This is a genomic window from Clostridium lentum (assembly GCF_014287815.1).
Taxonomy (GTDB): Bacteria; Bacillota; Clostridia; order Clostridiales; family Clostridiaceae; genus Clostridium; species Clostridium lentum.
The window spans coordinates 65316-83160 of the sequence record NZ_JACOOQ010000010.1 but is presented as its reverse complement, the minus strand read 5'-3'; the positions used below and the strand labels follow the sequence as shown (position 1 = coordinate 83160).

27 protein-coding genes are annotated in these 17845 nt (G+C 26.8%); 21 read left to right on the top strand and 6 right to left on the bottom strand.

The features are described 5' to 3' along the window. The first annotated feature begins 7 nt into the window (after nucleotides 1-7). The 10 genes from H8R92_RS07385 (at nucleotide 8) to H8R92_RS07340 (ending at nucleotide 6735) form a co-directional block, all read left to right on the top strand. Nucleotides 8-358: a small basic family protein gene (locus H8R92_RS07385; RefSeq protein WP_022212637.1), complete on the top strand. Its 351-nt coding sequence runs from the start codon at nucleotides 8-10 to the stop codon at nucleotides 356-358. Continuing rightward, complete coding sequence (locus H8R92_RS07380; protein ID WP_186835118.1) at nucleotides 359-1087, top strand: DUF881 domain-containing protein; 729 nt, start codon at nucleotides 359-361, stop codon at nucleotides 1085-1087. A 127-nt stretch (nucleotides 1088-1214) separates the two neighbouring features. After that, on the top strand, nucleotides 1215-1865 hold the full coding sequence (locus H8R92_RS07375) for a YggS family pyridoxal phosphate-dependent enzyme (RefSeq protein WP_186835126.1): 651 nt from the start codon (nucleotides 1215-1217) through the stop codon (nucleotides 1863-1865). Between the two features lie 21 nt (nucleotides 1866-1886). Further along, the gene (locus H8R92_RS07370) at nucleotides 1887-2321 is read left to right on the top strand and encodes a cell division protein SepF (RefSeq protein ID WP_022212634.1); all 435 of its coding nucleotides are present in this window, start codon (nucleotides 1887-1889) and stop codon (nucleotides 2319-2321) included. A 12-nt stretch (nucleotides 2322-2333) separates the two neighbouring features. After that, nucleotides 2334-2588: a YggT family protein gene (locus H8R92_RS07365; RefSeq protein ID WP_494545901.1), complete on the top strand. Its 255-nt coding sequence runs from the start codon at nucleotides 2334-2336 to the stop codon at nucleotides 2586-2588. 10 nt (nucleotides 2589-2598) lie between these two features. Beyond that, complete coding sequence (locus H8R92_RS07360; protein WP_022212633.1) at nucleotides 2599-3366, top strand: YlmH/Sll1252 family protein; 768 nt, start codon at nucleotides 2599-2601, stop codon at nucleotides 3364-3366. Between the two features lie 16 nt (nucleotides 3367-3382). Then, nucleotides 3383-3985 carry a DivIVA domain-containing protein gene (locus H8R92_RS07355; RefSeq protein ID WP_022212632.1) on the top strand — a complete coding sequence of 201 codons (603 nt, stop codon included), beginning with the start codon at nucleotides 3383-3385 and terminating at the stop codon, nucleotides 3983-3985. A 115-nt stretch (nucleotides 3986-4100) separates the two neighbouring features. Then, the gene (locus H8R92_RS07350) at nucleotides 4101-5012 is read left to right on the top strand and encodes an RluA family pseudouridine synthase (RefSeq protein WP_022212631.1); all 912 of its coding nucleotides are present in this window, start codon (nucleotides 4101-4103) and stop codon (nucleotides 5010-5012) included. Between the two features lie 13 nt (nucleotides 5013-5025). Then, nucleotides 5026-5565 (top strand): bifunctional pyr operon transcriptional regulator/uracil phosphoribosyltransferase PyrR, encoded by a 540-nt coding sequence (pyrR, locus tag H8R92_RS07345; protein ID WP_186835116.1) that lies wholly within the window; start codon nucleotides 5026-5028, stop codon nucleotides 5563-5565. A gap of 12 nt (nucleotides 5566-5577) precedes the next feature. After that, nucleotides 5578-6735, top strand: a complete 1158-nt coding sequence (locus H8R92_RS07340) for a THUMP domain-containing class I SAM-dependent RNA methyltransferase (RefSeq protein ID WP_022212630.1) — start codon at nucleotides 5578-5580, stop codon at nucleotides 6733-6735. Between the two features lie 28 nt (nucleotides 6736-6763). Here H8R92_RS07340 and H8R92_RS07335 read toward each other — a convergent pair whose 3' ends face one another. Beyond that, nucleotides 6764-8500 (bottom strand): Rqc2 family fibronectin-binding protein, encoded by a 1737-nt coding sequence (locus H8R92_RS07335; RefSeq protein WP_186835115.1) that lies wholly within the window; start codon nucleotides 8498-8500, stop codon nucleotides 6764-6766. 123 nt (nucleotides 8501-8623) lie between these two features. Between H8R92_RS07335 and H8R92_RS07330 the strand changes: the two genes are divergently transcribed. Further along, nucleotides 8624-9622: a hypothetical protein gene (locus H8R92_RS07330; protein WP_186835114.1), complete on the top strand. Its 999-nt coding sequence runs from the start codon at nucleotides 8624-8626 to the stop codon at nucleotides 9620-9622. Between the two features lie 91 nt (nucleotides 9623-9713). Next, nucleotides 9714-10403 (top strand): GspE/PulE family protein, encoded by a 690-nt coding sequence (locus H8R92_RS07325; RefSeq protein ID WP_186835113.1) that lies wholly within the window; start codon nucleotides 9714-9716, stop codon nucleotides 10401-10403. Nucleotides 10404-10419: 16 nt separating this feature from the next. Here H8R92_RS07325 and H8R92_RS07320 read toward each other — a convergent pair whose 3' ends face one another. The 4 genes from H8R92_RS07320 to H8R92_RS07305 form a co-directional block, all read right to left on the bottom strand. Continuing rightward, the gene (locus H8R92_RS07320; protein ID WP_186835112.1) at nucleotides 10420-11796 is read right to left on the bottom strand and encodes a recombinase family protein; all 1377 of its coding nucleotides are present in this window, start codon (nucleotides 11794-11796) and stop codon (nucleotides 10420-10422) included. Between the two features lie 151 nt (nucleotides 11797-11947). Then, complete coding sequence (locus tag H8R92_RS07315; RefSeq protein ID WP_186835111.1) at nucleotides 11948-12493, bottom strand: Uma2 family endonuclease; 546 nt, start codon at nucleotides 12491-12493, stop codon at nucleotides 11948-11950. 36 nt (nucleotides 12494-12529) lie between these two features. Continuing rightward, nucleotides 12530-12988, bottom strand: coding sequence for an ImmA/IrrE family metallo-endopeptidase (locus H8R92_RS07310; RefSeq protein WP_186835110.1), 459 nt, complete (start codon nucleotides 12986-12988; stop codon nucleotides 12530-12532). 27 nt (nucleotides 12989-13015) lie between these two features. After that, a complete protein-coding gene (locus H8R92_RS07305) occupies nucleotides 13016-13564 on the bottom strand; it encodes a transcriptional regulator (RefSeq protein WP_186835109.1) in 549 nt (182 codons plus the stop codon). A gap of 163 nt (nucleotides 13565-13727) precedes the next feature. On the opposite strand from H8R92_RS07305, the gene H8R92_RS07300 reads away from it, so the two are divergent. Genes H8R92_RS07300 through H8R92_RS07290 form a run of 3 tightly spaced genes read left to right on the top strand, consistent with a single transcriptional unit; the run spans nucleotide 13728 to nucleotide 14994 of the window. Next, nucleotides 13728-13946 (top strand): DUF739 family protein, encoded by a 219-nt coding sequence (locus tag H8R92_RS07300; protein WP_186835108.1) that lies wholly within the window; start codon nucleotides 13728-13730, stop codon nucleotides 13944-13946. A 54-nt stretch (nucleotides 13947-14000) separates the two neighbouring features. Continuing rightward, nucleotides 14001-14756 carry a Rha family transcriptional regulator gene (locus tag H8R92_RS07295; protein WP_186835107.1) on the top strand — a complete coding sequence of 252 codons (756 nt, stop codon included), beginning with the start codon at nucleotides 14001-14003 and terminating at the stop codon, nucleotides 14754-14756. Nucleotides 14757-14772: 16 nt separating this feature from the next. Further along, the gene (locus tag H8R92_RS07290; protein ID WP_186835106.1) at nucleotides 14773-14994 is read left to right on the top strand and encodes a hypothetical protein; all 222 of its coding nucleotides are present in this window, start codon (nucleotides 14773-14775) and stop codon (nucleotides 14992-14994) included. On the opposite strand, the gene H8R92_RS07285 is transcribed toward H8R92_RS07290, so the two are convergent. Further along, nucleotides 14963-15169, bottom strand: a complete 207-nt coding sequence (locus tag H8R92_RS07285; RefSeq protein ID WP_186835105.1) for a hypothetical protein — start codon at nucleotides 15167-15169, stop codon at nucleotides 14963-14965. The genes H8R92_RS07290 and H8R92_RS07285 overlap by 32 nt on opposite strands. Nucleotides 15170-15231: 62 nt before the next feature. On the opposite strand from H8R92_RS07285, the gene H8R92_RS07280 reads away from it, so the two are divergent. The 6 genes from H8R92_RS07280 to H8R92_RS07255 all read left to right on the top strand — a co-directional run bounded on the left by H8R92_RS07280 (nucleotide 15232) and on the right by H8R92_RS07255 (nucleotide 17809). After that, a complete protein-coding gene (locus tag H8R92_RS07280; RefSeq protein ID WP_186835104.1) occupies nucleotides 15232-15402 on the top strand; it encodes an AbrB/MazE/SpoVT family DNA-binding domain-containing protein in 171 nt (56 codons plus the stop codon). 18 nt (nucleotides 15403-15420) lie between these two features. After that, nucleotides 15421-15609 (top strand): hypothetical protein, encoded by a 189-nt coding sequence (locus H8R92_RS07275; RefSeq protein ID WP_186835103.1) that lies wholly within the window; start codon nucleotides 15421-15423, stop codon nucleotides 15607-15609. A gap of 43 nt (nucleotides 15610-15652) precedes the next feature. Then, a complete protein-coding gene (locus H8R92_RS07270) occupies nucleotides 15653-16012 on the top strand; it encodes a hypothetical protein (RefSeq protein ID WP_186835102.1) in 360 nt (119 codons plus the stop codon). Next, a complete protein-coding gene (locus tag H8R92_RS07265; RefSeq protein ID WP_186835101.1) occupies nucleotides 16009-16176 on the top strand; it encodes a hypothetical protein in 168 nt (55 codons plus the stop codon). The genes H8R92_RS07270 and H8R92_RS07265 overlap by 4 nt, the downstream gene beginning before the upstream one ends. A gap of 66 nt (nucleotides 16177-16242) precedes the next feature. Continuing rightward, nucleotides 16243-17055 carry a phage replisome organizer N-terminal domain-containing protein gene (locus tag H8R92_RS07260; RefSeq protein WP_186835100.1) on the top strand — a complete coding sequence of 271 codons (813 nt, stop codon included), beginning with the start codon at nucleotides 16243-16245 and terminating at the stop codon, nucleotides 17053-17055. Then, complete coding sequence (locus H8R92_RS07255) at nucleotides 16985-17809, top strand: ATP-binding protein (protein WP_243166626.1); 825 nt, start codon at nucleotides 16985-16987, stop codon at nucleotides 17807-17809. Before H8R92_RS07260 ends, H8R92_RS07255 begins: the two co-directional genes overlap by 71 nt. Nucleotides 17810-17845 lie beyond the last annotated feature (36 nt).

The window sequence follows — 17845 nt, the reverse complement described above, 5'->3', positions numbered from 1 at the left end:
GAGATTTATGATAGCATTTATAGGATTATTATTGGGAGTTTTTTTAGGATTATTATTTGATATTAATATACCAGATAAATTTTCACCATATATGTCAGTGGCTGTATTAGCTTGCTTAGATTCAGTTTTTGGTGCATTAAAAGCTAATCTTGCTAATAAGTTCCAACCAGATATTTTTATTTCAGGTTTCTTTGGAAACGCTCTTCTTGCTGCAGCTTTAGCTTATCTTGGCGATAAGCTTGGAATTCCTATTTATATAGCAGCAGTAATAGTATTCGGAGGGCGCATATTTGATAACTTTGCTATAATCAGACGTATTGTATTAGAGAAATATAAAAATAGGCAAAGGAGTGAGTAGATGAAAAACTATAAATATAAGTTTTTTATCTTTATAGCATCACTTATTATTGGATTTTTAGCATCTAATAATTTTAATATAAATTCTATGTCAAACTTATTTAAAATGAATGCACAAGAATATAAGAATGCTTCAGAAGAAAGGAATATGCTATACGAAAGTATAAGTGATTTGAAGGAAGAAAATTATAATCTACAAGAGCAATATAATAGTTATATTAATGATGAAACTGATTCAGCTAATATTGTTGATAACATGAGTTCTCAATTAAATGATTATTATGCCATTGGGGGATTTACTGAAGTAGAGGGCCCTGGAATTGTAGTTAAAATAGAAGATGGAGATTATGATATAAATAGTGATAGTCAGGAGGAAGTAAATAGAAGAACCCTTCATGATATTGATGTTGCTATGATAATAAATGAACTAAGATATATTGGTGCTGAAGCGATAGCTTTAAACAGTTATAGAATTTTAAATAATACAGGTGTAACTTGCAATTGGGCTTTTATCGGCTTTGAAGATGAAAGCATGGAGATGGCTCCTTTTTATTTTTATGCCATTGGTAATCCTGAACAATTAGAGACAGCTATAAAAGCTGAAGGAAGTTATATTAATGAACTTATAATAAGAAAGCTAAAAGTTGAAGTAAATGTTATGGAAAGTATAACTGTGTTACCTACAAAAAAGAGTTATGATTCTTTATACATGCATAGGAATGACAAATAATTGATAAAATATTTGAAAGTATATTAAAAAAATACGAAAAAAATGTTATAATTAGATAGTATTAATAAAGGAAATATATCTTTCATAAAGAAAATAATATATACTCTTATAAGAGGGGGTGATTAGGATTAGTATTAAAGATAAAATTAAGGGCTACTTGGATGAAATACCAGAAGGTGTAAAACTATTAGCCGTTTCTAAGACTAAGCCCATTTCTGATATTTTAGAAGCTTATGATGCTGGTATACGTGATTTTGGCGAAAATAAAGTACAGGAGCTTTTAAGTAAGAAAGATGAATTACCTAATGATATTAGATGGCATTTAATAGGGAAACTACAAACCAATAAAGTTAAATATATTGTGGGAAAGGTTTGTTTGATTCATTCGCTTTCAAGCATTAGATTACTTAATAAAATTGAATGTGAGTATGAAAAAAATAACTTAGTAGCCAATGTATTAATTCAAATTAATATCGGAAGAGAAGAGAGCAAGAGTGGAGTATTAGAAGAGGATATTGAGAAGTTAATTTTAGCAGTTGAAAAATGTAATCATGTTAAAGTTAAAGGTATTATGGTTATTATTCCTAAGGGTGATGAAGTTTCGAATAGATATTATTTCAACAAAAGTAAACATATTTATGATGATTTAAGTAAGAAGAGTTATAAAAATATACAGATGGAAATATTATCAATGGGCATGACCTCAGACTTTAAAATTGCCATACAAGAAGGATCAAATCTAGTTAGGATTGGGTCGGGAATATTTGGAAAAAGATAATATGAAAAGGAGAGATATAGTATGTTTGGAAAGCTAAAGGAAATAATAGGATTAGGTGAATATGATGAGGAGTTTGATGAACTAGATGATGCTGAAGAAGAGGAAAAAAATCAAATAGAGCCAATAATTCAAAATACTCATGGTACAAAGGTTGTTAATATTCATAGTAATAATACCGCAAAGATAATGGTTGTAAAGCCAACAGCTTATGAAGAGTCAAGAGAAATAGCTGAAGCTGTTAAAAGTAGAAAAATAGTTGTAATTAATACAAATAGTTTAGACACAAAAATAGCTCAAAGATTAGTTGATTTTTTAAGTGGTGCTGCTTGTGTATTAAATGCAGAATTCCAAGAAATAGAACAAAGAGTATATCTTTTATCACCTCAAAATGTTGAAGTGTCAAATGAATTAAAAAGCGAAATAAGCTCAAAAGCATTATTTAGCTGGAATAAATAGGGGGTGGTTTAAATAGGAATTATTCGTAATTTTCTTAGCATACTTGTGAATGTACTTAATATTACTATCCTTGCAGAAGTAATATTTTCATATATTCCTAATGCAAGAGCAATGAGTATTTATAATATTTTAGTTTCTATAAATAATCCTATTTTAGAACCTATTAGAAGGCTTCAAAGCATGTTTCTTGGAGACATGATGATTGATTTTTCTCCAATTGTAGCTATTTTGCTTTTAAACATGATAAGTGGAATTTTAATTTATTAAGTGGTGTATTATGATATCAAAAGAAGATCTATTGAAAAACTTTGCAAATGAAGATAAGGATTCTGTAATCAGAATTTATGATAATTTAATGTTAGCAAAAAATAAAGATATACCTGTATTTTCAAAAAATTTCTGTCCACCCAATATTTGGAGCTATTTTGTTGAGAATTTTAACAATAATAGTTTTATTGTTGAAGCTGATGGTGCTTATGATGAAGCTGATAGAAGAATAATATCATTTAATAATCAATATTTTTGTGAATATCCTTTTATTTGTCTTAAAATTACCAATAAATCGAAATTTAAAGATTTAACTCATAAGGATTATTTAGGTTCAATAATGTCATTAGGAATTGAAAGAGAAAAAATAGGTGATTTGAGAGTGGTTCATGATTATGCTGTAGTACCGGTATATGAGGATATAGCAAATTATATTACAACTTCTATGGAATTTGTAGGCAGATGTCCTGTTGAAATAGAGATTGTTGATAAAGAACATTTGCCTCAAAGTGTCTTTGAAGAAATAGTAATTAACATACCTTCACTAAGAATTGATAATTATGTTTCGAAACTTGCTAACGTATCTAGAGCTAAGGCTATTGAACTAATGCAAAATAATAAAGTTTCAGTGAACTATTGTAAGATTAAAGAAAAAAGCAAAGAAATACAGGAAAATAATGTAATAACTATTTCAGGTATAGGAAAATTTCGTACTGGCAGTATTGTTGGCAATACGAAATCTGGTAAAAATAAAGTAGTTATAAAAAAGTATATATAGATGAGGGGATATAGTAATGAAATTAACTCCAATGGATATAAAGAACAAAGAATTCAAAAAAGCTATAAGAGGATATGCTACTGATGAAGTAGATGAATTTATGGAAGAAATAGTAGAGAATTATGAAGAAGTATTTAAGGAAAATTCTAGACTTAAAGATACAGTAAGCAGAATAAGAGAAAAAGTTGAGCATTATGAAAAACTAGAAGATACAATTCAAAATACATTATTATTAGCACAAAATGCGGCTGATCAAGCAAAAGAAAGCTCTCAAAAAGAAGCTGATTTAATAATGAAGAATGCTAATGAAAGTGCTCAGAAGGTTTTAGATAAGGCTCATAATGATGTGATTGCTGTGAATGATGAGTATGAAAAGATTAAGGAAGAGTTCATTAAGTTTAGAGCTAAGTTCAGAAATTTTATGAATGCACAATTACAAACTTTTGATGAACTAGAAAAAGATTTAACTAAGAATTATAATGTTTCAGAGACAGTTGAAGATTTAGATTTAAGTTCTAAGGATATACATATTTCTGAAGAGAAGCTAGATGCAGTTGTTGGAGAGGATAATTCTAGCGAAGAAATGAAAGAAATAAAAAGTTTTTTTGCAAATAATTAATTAAAGAGACCTAAAGGTCTCTTTTAAATTTTATATAATTATAGATAAGATATTGAGGATAATTATTTAATATATTATAATGTTCAGAGAATTAATAAAAAATGGAGTTTTTGAAATGGACAATTTAATTTTTAATGTTACTGATGAATTTATAGGTGAAAGGATTGATAAATATCTTTCAATGCAAATTCAAGGTAAATCAAGATCTTTTATTCAAGGCTTAATTACAGATAAAAAAATCGATATTAATGGGTGTGAGGTAAAGAGTAATTATAAGTTACGTAAGAATGATATAATAAATGTTATTTTACCGGAACCAATTGAGTTAAATGTAACTGCTGAAAAAATAGATATTAATATTATATATGAAGATGAAGATGTAGTGGTGGTAAATAAAGAAAAAGGAATGGTTGTACATCCTGCGCCAGGTAATTATAAAGGAACATTAGTCAATGCTCTATTATACCACTGCGGAGATTTATCGGGAATTAACGGAGTTATTAGGCCTGGAATAGTCCATAGAATAGATAAAGATACTTCTGGTATATTAGTAATAGCAAAGAATGATGCAGCACATAATTTTTTAGCAGAACAATTTAAGGATCATTCAATAAGAAGAGAATATTATGCGTTAGTTGAAGGTAGGTTTAACAAAAAAGAAGGCACTATTGATAAGCCATTAGGACGTCATAAAAAAGAACGAATAAAGATGGCAATAGTTGACGATGGTAAGAGAGCTGTAACTCACTATGAAGTTTTAGAGGAGTATAATAAAGGTGTTACATTGGTAAAATGTACATTAGAAACAGGAAGAACTCATCAAATAAGAGTACATATGGCATCTATAGGTCATCCTCTAGTAGGTGATTTGGTTTATGGGCATAATAAACAAAAGATAAAGATAGAGGGTCAGGCACTGCACGCTAAAACATTAGGATTTATACATCCAAGCACAAGAGAATATATGGAATTTAATTCAGAATTACCAGATTATTTTAATGATATACTAAGAGAGTTAAGAAAATAAAGGAGCAAGTATTATGACTAAATTAAAAGCAAATTTATTAGATGAAAAAGCCATAAAAAGAAGTTTAATAAGAATTTCTCATGAGATAATTGAAAAAAACAAAGGAGTTAACGATGTTGTTTTAATAGGAATTAAGAGAAGAGGATATCCTTTAGCAAAAAGAATAGCTGAGAATATAGAACAAATTGAAGGAGTAAAAGTACCGGTAGGTTATGTTGATATTTCGTTGTATAGAGATGATATATCTGAAATACAAGATTTACCAGAAGTTAATTCTGTAGATTTAGGTGTTGAAGTAAAAGGAAAAAAAGTTATACTAGTAGATGATGTTTTATATACATGTAGAACTGTTAGAGCAGCAATAGATGCAATTATCGATGTGGGGAGACCACTTGGTATACAACTAGCTGTATTAATTGACAGAGGTCATAAGGAGCTTCCTATTAGAGCTGATTATGTAGGGAAAAACATTCCAACTTCAAAATCTGAAATCATTGCAGTAGAAATTGAAGAAATAGATGGCAACGAATGGGTTAAAATTTACGAAGCTTAAGAGGAGATAAAAATGGAATATAATTTAATTGCAACCACAACATTTGGTTTGGAAGGAATAACTTCAAGAGAATTAAAGGCACTTGGATATGATGATTTAAAAGTTGAAAATGGAAAAGTTGAATTTATTGGTGATGAAATGGATATAGCTATAGCTAATGTTCACTTAAGAACAGCTGATAGAGTATTTATAAAAATGGCAGAATTCCAAGCTAAAAGCTTTGAAGAGCTTTTCCAAGGAACAAAGGCAGTAAAATGGAGTGAGATAATACCTGTAGATGGTGTTATGCATGTAGTAGGAAAATCTGTTAATTCAACATTACATAGTGTTCCAGACTGTCAATCAATAGTTAAAAAGGCTATTGTAACAAGTATGAGTGAAAGCTATGGAGTAGATACTTTTAGTGAAGATGGTCCTGTATATAAAATTCAAGTGGCTATCCTAAAAGATAAGGTAACTTTATCAATAGATACAAGTGGAGCTGGTTTACACAAAAGAGGATATAGAGAAGATGCAGGAATAGCTCCGTTAAAAGAAACTTTAGCAGCAGCACTTGTTCTAATTTCAAGATGGAAAGGGGAATATGTATTAGTTGATCCTTTCTGTGGTTCAGGAACTATATTAATTGAAGCTGCCATGATTATGCAAAATATCGCACCAGGATTATGTAGAAATTTTGTATCAGAGACATGGCCTACAATAGGGGCAGATGTTTATGAACAAGTTAAAGAAGGAGCAGAAAGATCTATAAAAAATAAAGATATAAAGCTTATTGGTTATGATATTGATGGAAGAGTGTTAAAAGTAGCAAGATCTAATGCTGAAAAGGCTGGAATTGCTAAGTATATTGAATTCCATAAGAGAGATTTTAAACAATTCTCAGCTTCAGAGCATAATGGATTTATTATAACAAATCCTCCATATGGTGAAAGACTTGGTGATAAGGAAGAAGTTGAAACATTATATAGATATCTTGGTGGTAATAAAAGAACTTTAGAAAGATGGGACTTTAATATTTTAACTTCTTTTGAAGGGTTTGAAAGACCTTTTGGTAGAAAAGCTACTAAAAACAGAAAATTATATAATGGGAGATTAAAATGTTATTACTATCAATATTTTGATAATAATTTAATTAAAAATGATGGAGATACATTATTAAATCGTATATAAGGAAAATGGGTGAATTAGCACCCATTTTTTATTCTTTCCTAATATTTAAATCTGTATAGTTTTTAGGATCTGTATATAATGTATAGTTAGTATGATAGATAACCATACCTGGTTTAGCACCAGAAGGCTTTTTTAAATTTTTTACTAAAGTATAATCCACAGGAACTTTAGTAGAATTCTGAGCTTTACTATAGTAAGCAGCTAGAGAAGCAGCTTCCTCTAAAGTTGAATCAGGTATATCAGTTGCACAGATTATTACATGTGAGCCAGGTATATTTTTTGTATGAAGCCATAAATGATTTTTGCTGGCTAATTTTAAAGATAAATAATCATTTTGAATATTATTCTTACCTACATAAATATCTATTCCATCAGAAGAAATAAAATGTAATGGCTTTGATGTTTTGCTTTTCTTTGAATTTTTGTTTTGTTTTCTTTTTCTAATATACTCTGTTGTAATTAATTCATTTTTTATATCTTCAATCTCTTCATAATTATCTGCATTTTGTATATTTATTAAAACTGAATTCAAATATAGTAATTCTTCGGAGTTTTTCTCTAATTGTTCTTTGGCAGCTTCTTCAGATTTTTTTAGCTTATTATACTTTTTATAATAACTTTGAACATTTTCTGCAGGTGATTTATTAGGATCTAAATTTATAGTGATATCTTCATAGTCTTCACTATAGAAGTTATGTAATGTTATCTCTGAATCATTAGGATTTATACTATAGATAAATGATGTTAACAGGTCACCTTTAATTTTATAATCTTCCTTTGTTTTACACTTTGCAAGCATTGCATCAAGTTTTTCAGCTTTTTTTAAGCAGCGGTCAATATTAGTATGGAGCAATCTCTGAAGATTTATAGATCTATTTTTTAATCTTTCTTGCTTATCTTTTTCTTTGTAGAATTTATCAAGTAAAACATTAGGATTAGGGAAATTTAGAGTTACACATTCAGCAAAACTATTTAACTTCATACAGTAAAATTCAACAAAATCTCCATTTTTAGTATAGATGTTATATTGTAAATTACTATTAAGTTGATGGATAAACTTGATAAAATAATTATAAAGTATAGTTGTTGTTATTTCATCTTCAGAGTAGGTACTAATCAAATCTTTATATAAGTTTTTTGATAATGTATTACTTACTCCAGTGAATATTTTATTAAATATCAAATTATTTAATTCTAGATTATTATTAGAGATAAATTCAGTAAAGTCTTTAAGTTGGAACTTGAATGGATTAAGCTTTGGAGAAACCGGTGGATAATTATATGTTACTCCAGGATAAAGAGTCCTAAAGCTATTAACATCTGAACCAACATGCTTGATACACTCCATAATCTTATTATCTCTTTCACGTACAAGAGATATATTACTATGACGACCCATTATTTCAACAATTAAATAATAAATGCTGTTAAATCCAAGCTCATCAGAAGATTCTATGCAAATTTTAATAAGTCTATCGCAATCAATTTGCTCAATGCCTAAAATCTTTCCACCTATAAGATATTTTCTTAATACCATTGTAAACATAGGTGCTTGAAGTGGATTTGGCTTACTTTCTTCTGTAATATGAATACGTGGATATTTAGGAGAGGATGATATTAAAAGTCTAATATTTTGCCTATCTTTTCTAAGTGTTAATATTATTTCATCTTTCTCAGGTTGATTTATTTTATCTATTTTTGAATTTATTATTGATTTTTTTAAATCTTCGACTAAACTATATAAGTAGATACCGTCTAATGCCATAAGTGTCATCCTTTCTTTATGTTAATATCTAAGGTAAGTATAACATTTATTGTAATATATATTCAATGGATTATTGTCGTTAGAAAGTATAAATAAAATACTAGTGTTAGAGAAGGGTGTAGTATGAAAAGGCGTTTTTTTTCAGTTTTAATGACAATGTTTATAACCATAATGTTACTTAATGGTTATAACACTAATAAAGAAATAAAAAATGATGAACAAAATCAAGCAAAAAAAGAAATACAATTAGAAAATGGAGCGTGTATTAATGAAATAAGTGGTGGGTATGATATTCTTAGTATTAAAGAAAGTGAGTATAATATTATAGATAACGAAAGATTTATCTTAAGTTTTAATAAAAACTCAGCTTCATATTTATATATAAGTAATCAGACATATTATGTTCATTATGATGGTTCCGACATTGAATTAAGGGATAAAAGTGTACAAGCACCTTTGTTTTCACCTGATGGTAATTATTTGTTTTATTTTACTAAAGACCAATATCTACAACCAGTGATATATGATCTTAAAAATTCTGAAAAACTGGATCTTAAAATTAATTGTAGTATTTCAGGGACATATGCTACATGGTTTAGCAATGAGAAGATAATTTACTATGGAGTGAAAAAGGACAGTAAAACTAGCGGTATGTTTTCATATGATTTAAAAAGCAATGAAGAAAAATTGGAAGAAGAGATAAGTGGTGGGTATGTAAGTTTTATAAAATTCTTTGGTTCAGAAGTGATTTTCTTTATAGAGAAGTATAACGGAGAAAAATCGTTAAAATCACTAAAAGTTAATGGAGATGTTGTAGCTATATCTGATAACGTTGTAGAAGTTTATGATATAGAAATAATTGATGAAAATATTTATCTATTAGGTAGAATGAGTGATAATGTTTATTCATTATATGACTTATCAAAGAATAAAAGATTAATCTTTAATTTTCCAAGTAAAGTAATATTTGAAAAAGGATTAAGCCATACAGATAATGGTGAAATACTGTTTATTGGTAATAATGATGGCAGCACTAAAGAAAAAATATATGCATATGCCAATGATAGTATATATATGATAAATTTAGATTCCGGTGATTACACATTTATTGAAATTAATTAATAGTTAAAAAGCAGTTTAGAAAAATTCTAAGCTGCTTTTTGATTATTATTAGCAAAAAGTGTTAATTATTAGTACTAGGAGGAATTAGTAAATGAATGAAGTAATGCTAAATGATATTGACATTTTAATTTCAAGAAAAATAAGCAAAAGTAAAGCGGAAAAAGCTAGGATACTTCCTTTTAAAGAGGATGGTGGAAAAGTGTATATGCTTTGTGAACTTCATGATGAAAGCATTTGTAAAGAGATGCAATTTCTCTATGGATGTACAATATGTGAAATATTTATAAGTAACGATAAGTTAAAGTATCTCATAAAGAAAGTTTTCTTTTCACAGGATAATAATAAAATTGAAGATGAAATAATTTTGGAAGCCATTGATAAGAAAGCTTCAGATTTACATTTTGAACCCTACAAGGATATAGTATATGTAAGAGTGAGGATTGATGGAATCCTTAGTCTTCTATATATAATAACTAAGGAGGAATACTCAGCTATATTATCAAGAATAAAGATTAAGTCTTCTTTAGATATCACAGAACATAGAAGGCCACAAGATGGTAAGATAACAATGGATATAGATGGAAATACATATGATTTACGTGTATCTATCATTCCAGTGGTTTTTGGTGAAAAAATAGTATTAAGAATTTTATATAATAATGGGTTTAACTATTGTATAGATAATTTGAAGCTACTTCCTAAGCAAAGACTTGAACTTGAAAAAATAATAAATAAGAATACTGGCCTAGTTATTGTAAATGGACCAACTGGATATATATAAATAATATAACTAATAATTATAAAAAATGAATTGTTATATCATTACGATTATTACCTATAATAATTTTATCAATAATACTTGTCCAAAATGATCTTCTCGCATTTTCACTTAATTTATAATAATCTTCTTTTAAATTAACATTAAGAATTTCATCAATTTTATTTTTATTAAAAGGTATTATTTTATTTTTATTTTCTTCTTTTAATTTATTAAGTTCATTAGTTAATTTTTCATAATCATTTTTATAAGTTTCTTTATCTATTAGTTCATCAATATACAGGTCTTTTAAACGCTCCAGCTTCCTTTTTAACGCCCCCTTTTTATTAGACAAGTTTATATATGTCTTTTTACTGTTTTCTCTGTTATATTGGATTATATACTTCTTTAATTCACTTTGAATATTATCAACTAGATATTTTTCTAATATATTAACTTCAGGAATATTATAATTATTAGGACATACATGTTCTTTAAAGTGATTTTGACATTTATATACTTTATAAATATATTTACCACGAGTTTTATTTTCTTTAATTTGTCTATTACCAATTAATTTATGTTCACATTCTTTACAAATTAAAAGTCCAGAAAAAAGATATATTGAATCAGAAAATTTATTATTATATTTTTTTTGATTAATAGTCAATAACCTTTGAACATTATCAAATTGGGTTTCCGATATAATTGCTTCACAATAATTTTCAGTTACTGCATATTCAGAAGTATGTGTTCCTTTGTATAGGGTATTTGTTAATATTCTTTTTAAAGTAAGCTGATGTATATGATAGTAATTATTTTTTACATAATCAACAAGTTTATTTAAACTATTAACTGATTCATAATAATTAAATATATCTTGTATCATTGGAGCTACTTCATGATCTACAACTAACTTTTTATTTTCTATTTTATATCCACGGGGGATTTTACCACTACATACTTCACCCTTCGCTAGTTTATTTTTAAATACAGCTTTAATACGTTCAGATGTTTGAGCTGATTCATTTTCAGCTACAGATAACATAATATTTATATGAAGTCTACCAGAAGCAGTGCTGGTATCGTAATCTTCAAAAATAGTTTTCCAGTTTACCTTATGAGAGTCCAAAATATCTTGTATTTTATAATAATTTCTTACCCCTCTCGACCATCTATCTATTTTAGTGAATAAAACCATATCTATTTTATTTTCTTTTATATCATTTAATAATCTTTGAAGATTAGGGCGTTTTAGATTTGTTGCTGTATAACCTTCATCTATATAATAATCAATAATATTCATATTATTACTTTTAGCATAGAAAGTTAATGCATCCCTTTGTGTTGCAATAGAATCTCCATGTATAGCTTGTTCATCTGTACTTACTCTTATATATAATGCTACTCTTAACATTTTTCATCTCCTTATATATATTTTTAATCATTTATAAAAGGTGTCCTAAAATAGAACACCTATAAATATTTATATTGTTGATGTTTTAATACAATTTTTTAGACATTCTTTTAATAAATCAGATTAATTATTTCAATGTTTTAACATTAATTTATACATTAAATATTTCATTAGTTTTAATTTGTAAATTTTCAATAGGTAAAATCATATCATTAGAATAAATCTTAATAGTTGTATATTTACCATTTATGTTATCACTATAAACAGTAATAGTTTTTTTATTTATATCAACTACCCAATATTCATTAACACCAAATTGCTCATATATCTTTAGTTTAATTCCTAAATCTCTATCATAAGTAGCAGTGCTTAAAACTTCTATAACTAAATTTGGAATACCTTTATAAATAGCACCATCAAATTTATTATCACATACTACCATTACATCTGGTTCAAACTGATATACTTCATTCTTGTTTTCAAATTTAACTGCAATATCAGAAGTGTATACATCACATTTGGAACAGTCTTTTAAATTTGAACGTAAATGAAAATATAGTTCATTTTGAACTTTATTATGAATTGGGTGAGTAGGAGACATCATATAAATTTCTCCATTAATATATTCAGATTTATTATTTTTAGAATAATTTAAATATTGTTCATAAGAAATATAATCATAATTTCTAATAGCCACTAAAACACATCCTTTCTAATGATTTTTAATTTGATTTTAATAATTTATAATATTTAATGGTTCAAATGTTAGTAAATGTGTTTTACCAACATAATAAATTCCATATTTCTTTTTATAATGCTCAATAGATTGAATTAGAAAATCTTCTGCAACATTTAAAATTTCAGCTAAATCATATATGTTATCTATTCCAGATATAATAGCATTAATTATATCTTCTGGTGATATTAATTTTTCATAACTCCATCTACGAGCAATAGATTCTTGTTTTCTATTATTTAAATCACTTTGGTCAGTTATATCACCGACAGTAAGATTAAAGTGTCCTAATTCTTCATATAATACACATAACTTCTCACACTCATTAACCCTATTATTTATAATAATTAAATTACCTATGCACTTACCAAAGGGTTTATCTATACCTAAATCACTTTCAATAACATTAATGCCTTTAGAATGTGCAAGAGATATTAAATTCTCATAATTACTCATTTGTACTCCGTATTTATTTTATATATTCTAATGTTTATCTAAATTCTTTAAAATTTCATTTATTTTTTCATTTACTATAGCTTTTTCTTTATCAGTAAGATTATCATCATGACAAGCAATTGGCATTAGATGCTCTTTACCTTCTTCTTCCCATATTTGTTTTTCTTTTTTAGGTGGTAGTAATATTGTACCATCTTCTATATATTTAGGAGTTTCAACTAAATCATTGCTATATTCAATCAATTTAGTTTTTCCATTTAAATTAAGCTTATTAAAATTGGTAATTAATATTATTTGTTCTTTAGATAAATTTTCTTGAGATACATATTGCCTTTCTTTTGATACATCATATCCCATTAACCAGGTTTCATTTACATCTAATGCCATACCTAACATAGAAAGTTTTTCTTGACCAGGTTTTACTTTGCCAGAGATATATTGACTTATATCTGATTTATTAATTTTAATATTATATTTTTGACAAAAAGGTTTAACTAATTCTAACAAGTCAACTTGTCTTAAATTTCGTTCACTCATAATTTCTTTTAATCTAGTTGATGTATTATAATTTTTCATTATCATCAGTCCTTTCATTAATATAATATATCTTTTTGAACTAAAGTTCAATAAAAAAAACAAAAAAGTTAAAATTTTTGAACAAAAGATATTGACGGATAAAAAAATAGGTGGTAATATAAAGTTGTTCAAAGAATTGAACTTGATGATTGGAGGTGAGTATATGACTTTTAATTATGATAAATTAAGAGGAAGAATAGTTGAAAAGTATGGAACTCAAGGACGATTAGCCAAGGAACTAGGGGTTTCTGAGCGAACTTTATCATTAAAGTTAAATAATAAAATATTTTTTACTCAAGATGAGATAGCTAGAATGTCAATGCTTTTAAATATAAACTTAGAAAGAATTCAATATTATTTTTTTGAACAAAAAGTTCAATAAATTGAACTAAAATATACATATTTTTATTTATAATTTGGTAAGGAGTGATTAAATTTGGAAAAAGTAAAACATAAAAGAAAAGAAGGAGTAATGATTGGTTATAGAAATAATCAATTAGCAACAATAGATAGTAGAGAAGTTGCTGAAATGTTAGGAAAAGGACATGCAGAATTATTAAGAGATATCGATGGAAGAGATAATTACGTAGGAATAATTCCAACTTTGGAAAAAGCTAATTTAGCTTTATCAAATTATTTCATACCATCAACTTATAGAGCAGGAACTAGAGAATATAAATGTTACTTAGTTACTAAAATGGGGTGTGAATTATTAGGTAATAAGCAACAAGGCGAAAAAGGAATACTATTTACTGCTAGGTATGTAGAAAGATTTAACGAGATGGAAGCTGAGTTAAGGAAAGGAGAGAATATTTATCCAGAACTAACTCCAGAAATAAGAGCAATATTTATTTTAGATAGTAGAACTAAACAACTACAAACAGAATTTAATGAATACAAAGATAATCAAGAGCTTTCAGTAGCTGATAGCAAAAGGTTAACTAAATTAGTCAATAAAACAATAGTTAATTTATTAGGTGGAAAAGGTTCTGAAGCTTATAAAAAATTAAATAAGAAAGCATTTTCAGATTTATACAAGCAAATACATAGAGAATTTAATGTTACTTCTATAGCTGAAATAAAGCACAAAGATATTGAAATAGCTAGAGAAATTATAAGTAAATATAAAGCACCAATATTTTTAATTAATGAAATTAAAATGATGAATAATCAAGAAACATTTAGTATGTGATTGGAGGAGAATAGAAATGAATAAAAGAGAAATTTTAGAAAGAGCTATTGAATTAAAGGAGTGTTCAGAAGAATTTGAATCAGTTACGTTTTTAGATTCTGATACAGAGTTTTTTGCGAATGTAGTTGAAATTATACAAAGAACTGCTCAAGAAGTACCAGTTCAAGAGCAGTTAATTAAAGTGTCTTTAGATGGTTCTGAAATAGCTAAGAGTTTAGCCATTCATGATAAAGATTAAGAATTGCTAAAGTAAGTTGGATATCTATAATTCCTACAGAGGTAAACAGGTTTTGAATTCCTTTTTGAGTCATAGAAAATTCAAGTGTATGCTTATTATCATTTATAGAATCCACTATGTTTTTAATAGTTTCTTCACTTAAAGTAGCTAAGAAATCATTAAAATCTTTTTTCATAATATCACCCCTTTTAAGAATATTTTACCATAAAAATATTATCAAAAAAAGGAGAAATTTGAATGAAAAGTTTAGGAGTAGTTAGAAAAGTGGATAAATTACGAAGAGTAGCAATACCAGTAGAGGTAAGAGAATTATTAAATCTTAAAGATGGAGATTCATTAGAATTCTTTAAAGATGATGAAGGAGTAATAATAAGAAAACATAATCCAAGTATAAATAAAAAATATTAAATCAAGGAGATAAGTATCATGGGTACAAAATTTGAAGCAAGACATGCAGAAAAAATAGTTGAAACTTTTATTAAGATATTTGCAGAAAGAGAAGGTTTAGAAGTTAAATCTATTAATGTAAAAGCAACCAAAGCTCCAGAAGGTTATGATGGTCCAATGGTTATATATAACGAGAATTTACCACTTGATGATGAAAATGCTAAATAAAAAATAGCATTTAACTATAAACCAGAAAGGATAAAAAATATAGATGATAAACTATTTAAAAGAAATTAAAGAAAATAATTCAGACTGTATATATTTAAAAACTATAGCTGCAGTTGAAAATGAAATAAAGCTTATAAGAATTACATTAGGAATTAGGACAAGCAATAAAGAGTTTGTTAATATATGTAAAAGAACTTTAGAGAGCGTTAAGAAAGGAGACATAATGGTAATAAATAAGATAGTACACTTACACAGTGAGTTATCAAAAAAGCAATTTAAAGAAGTGCTTAAAGTTATTAAAGATGATATTAAATATCATAGTGGATTATGTGCATACAACGATGAAAAGGTATTAGAAGTTATAAATTCATCAGTAGAAATTGTTAAGAGGTGCTATGAATGATTAAAGAAAAAATTATGAATGAAATTGTATGTATGGTACAAGATTATTCAGCAAAAAATGGTGTTCATTGGTTAGATACAATTGAATATATAAAAGAAAAGTTATCATCAGAAAGAGCTGTAACTCATAAAACTGATAATAACATTTCAAAAAAACAACAATGAAATTGTATCACCAAATAGATATTTAGACAATAGAAAGTTTTATATTGATACAAAAAGGAGATTATTATGTCAGATAATAAGAAATATTATTATTTAAAGTTAAAGGAAAATTTCTTTGATAGTGCAGAGATTAAAATATTAGAATCAATGCCAAATGGATACAAATATTCAAATTTATTATTAAAATTATATCTTAAATCATTAAGATATGAAGGAATGCTTAGACTTAATGAATATATTCCTTATAATACAGAAATGATTTCAGCTATAACATCAATAGATGTAGATACTGTGAGAGTTGCATTTGATTTATTAAAGAAATTAAAACTTATAGAAGTACTTGATGATGGAACTATATTTATGTTAGAAATTCAAAACTTTATAGGAAAATCAAGTACTGAAGCAGATAGAATAAGAAATTATAGAAAAAAAGTAGAAGATACTAAGAAGCTTATACAAGGTGAATGTACAAATGTACAACAAATGTACGACAAAAGTACACCAGAGATAGAGATAGAGAAAGAGAAAGAGATAGAGATAGAGAAAAATAATAAAAAAAAGAAAAAGAGTGAGTTTGATGATCTTATAGAAAATTATACAGAAAACTTAGAATTAAGAGAAACTCTATATGAATTTATAAAAATGCGTAAGACTATAAAATCACCAATGACAAGTAATGCATTAAAATTAATGCTTAATAAATTAGATAAGTTATCAGAAGTTGATGCTGAAAAAATAGAAATACTAAATAATTCAATAATGAATTGTTGGAAAGGAATATTCCCTTTAAGGAATACAGGTGATGCATATGGAAGCAATAGGGCAAGTAATAAATCAGAGTATGAAGATGGATTCGATCTTGGAAGCTACACTTCTTAAATGTGATAAGTGTAATTCTTATATAAATAAGAAAATTGTGCTATTTGGAAGAGAAAGGATAGTGCCAGTGATATGTGAATGTAAAAAAGCACAATTAGAGCAGCAGAGAATAAAAGAAGAAAATGAAGAGAAAAGAAATAGACTAAAAAGACTCTTAGATAATTCATTAATGAAAGGTGAAGTTTTAGAAAAAACTTTTGAAAGATGGGATTTTGATAAGGGGAGTCAAAAAATGTATAATATAGCTTTTAAATATACAGAGAATTTTAAGATAGCCAAAGAAAATAATTTAGGTTTATTAATTTATGGTGATGTAGGAAATGGTAAAAGTCATATGAGTTTTTGTATAGCAAATAAACTTTTAAGTTTAGGAAATCCAGTAATAGCTACTTCTATGGATGGATTACTTAATAGAATAAAACAAAGCTTTAATAAATGGGGAAGTGAAGGAGAAACTGAAATAGTTAACTCATTGGTAAATGCTGATTTATTAGTTTTAGATGATTTAGGAACTGAAAATAAAAGTGAGTGGAGCGTAAGCAAGGTTTATAACATTATAGATGCTAGATATAGAAGTAATTTACCAATAATAATAACAACAAACCTAACTATTACAGAGTTAGAAAACACTTATGGAAAAAGAACTATAGATAGAATAAATGAAATGTGTACTTTTTATAAAAATGATGGACCAAGCGTAAGAAAAGAAATAGGTAAATCTAAAAATGAACTTTGGAAAGAAATTTTAAAATAATAGAAAATAGAATATATTTGTTTACATTGAAAGGAG

Bases quoted from the DNA above. Each gene is read 5' to 3' on its own strand.
- H8R92_RS07385 (WP_022212637.1), top strand. From the start codon at position 8: ATGATAGCATTTATAGGATTATTATTGGGAGTTTTTTTAGGATTATTA.
- H8R92_RS07380 (WP_186835118.1), top strand. From the start codon at position 359: ATGAAAAACTATAAATATAAGTTTTTTATCTTTATAGCATCACTTATT.
- H8R92_RS07370 (WP_022212634.1), top strand. From the start codon at position 1,887: ATGTTTGGAAAGCTAAAGGAAATAATAGGATTAGGTGAATATGATGAG.
- H8R92_RS07360 (WP_022212633.1), top strand. From the start codon at position 2,599: ATGATATCAAAAGAAGATCTATTGAAAAACTTTGCAAATGAAGATAAG.
- H8R92_RS07355 (WP_022212632.1), top strand. From the start codon at position 3,383: ATGAAATTAACTCCAATGGATATAAAGAACAAAGAATTCAAAAAAGCT.
- H8R92_RS07350 (WP_022212631.1), top strand. From the start codon at position 4,101: ATGGACAATTTAATTTTTAATGTTACTGATGAATTTATAGGTGAAAGG.
- pyrR (WP_186835116.1), top strand. From the start codon at position 5,026: ATGACTAAATTAAAAGCAAATTTATTAGATGAAAAAGCCATAAAAAGA.
- H8R92_RS07340 (WP_022212630.1), top strand. From the start codon at position 5,578: ATGGAATATAATTTAATTGCAACCACAACATTTGGTTTGGAAGGAATA.
- H8R92_RS07335 (WP_186835115.1), bottom strand. From the start codon at position 8,500: ATGGCATTAGACGGTATCTACTTATATAGTTTAGTCGAAGATTTAAAA.
- H8R92_RS07330 (WP_186835114.1), top strand. From the start codon at position 8,624: ATGAAAAGGCGTTTTTTTTCAGTTTTAATGACAATGTTTATAACCATA.
- H8R92_RS07325 (WP_186835113.1), top strand. From the start codon at position 9,714: ATGAATGAAGTAATGCTAAATGATATTGACATTTTAATTTCAAGAAAA.
- H8R92_RS07320 (WP_186835112.1), bottom strand. From the start codon at position 11,796: ATGTTAAGAGTAGCATTATATATAAGAGTAAGTACAGATGAACAAGCT.
- H8R92_RS07310 (WP_186835110.1), bottom strand. From the start codon at position 12,988: ATGAGTAATTATGAGAATTTAATATCTCTTGCACATTCTAAAGGCATT.
- H8R92_RS07305 (WP_186835109.1), bottom strand. From the start codon at position 13,564: ATGAAAAATTATAATACATCAACTAGATTAAAAGAAATTATGAGTGAA.
- H8R92_RS07300 (WP_186835108.1), top strand. From the start codon at position 13,728: ATGACTTTTAATTATGATAAATTAAGAGGAAGAATAGTTGAAAAGTAT.
- H8R92_RS07290 (WP_186835106.1), top strand. From the start codon at position 14,773: ATGAATAAAAGAGAAATTTTAGAAAGAGCTATTGAATTAAAGGAGTGT.
- H8R92_RS07285 (WP_186835105.1), bottom strand. From the start codon at position 15,169: ATGAAAAAAGATTTTAATGATTTCTTAGCTACTTTAAGTGAAGAAACT.
- H8R92_RS07280 (WP_186835104.1), top strand. From the start codon at position 15,232: ATGAAAAGTTTAGGAGTAGTTAGAAAAGTGGATAAATTACGAAGAGTA.
- H8R92_RS07275 (WP_186835103.1), top strand. From the start codon at position 15,421: ATGGGTACAAAATTTGAAGCAAGACATGCAGAAAAAATAGTTGAAACT.
- H8R92_RS07270 (WP_186835102.1), top strand. From the start codon at position 15,653: ATGATAAACTATTTAAAAGAAATTAAAGAAAATAATTCAGACTGTATA.
- H8R92_RS07265 (WP_186835101.1), top strand. From the start codon at position 16,009: ATGATTAAAGAAAAAATTATGAATGAAATTGTATGTATGGTACAAGAT.
- H8R92_RS07260 (WP_186835100.1), top strand. From the start codon at position 16,243: ATGTCAGATAATAAGAAATATTATTATTTAAAGTTAAAGGAAAATTTC.
- H8R92_RS07255 (WP_243166626.1), top strand. From the start codon at position 16,985: ATGGAAGCAATAGGGCAAGTAATAAATCAGAGTATGAAGATGGATTCG.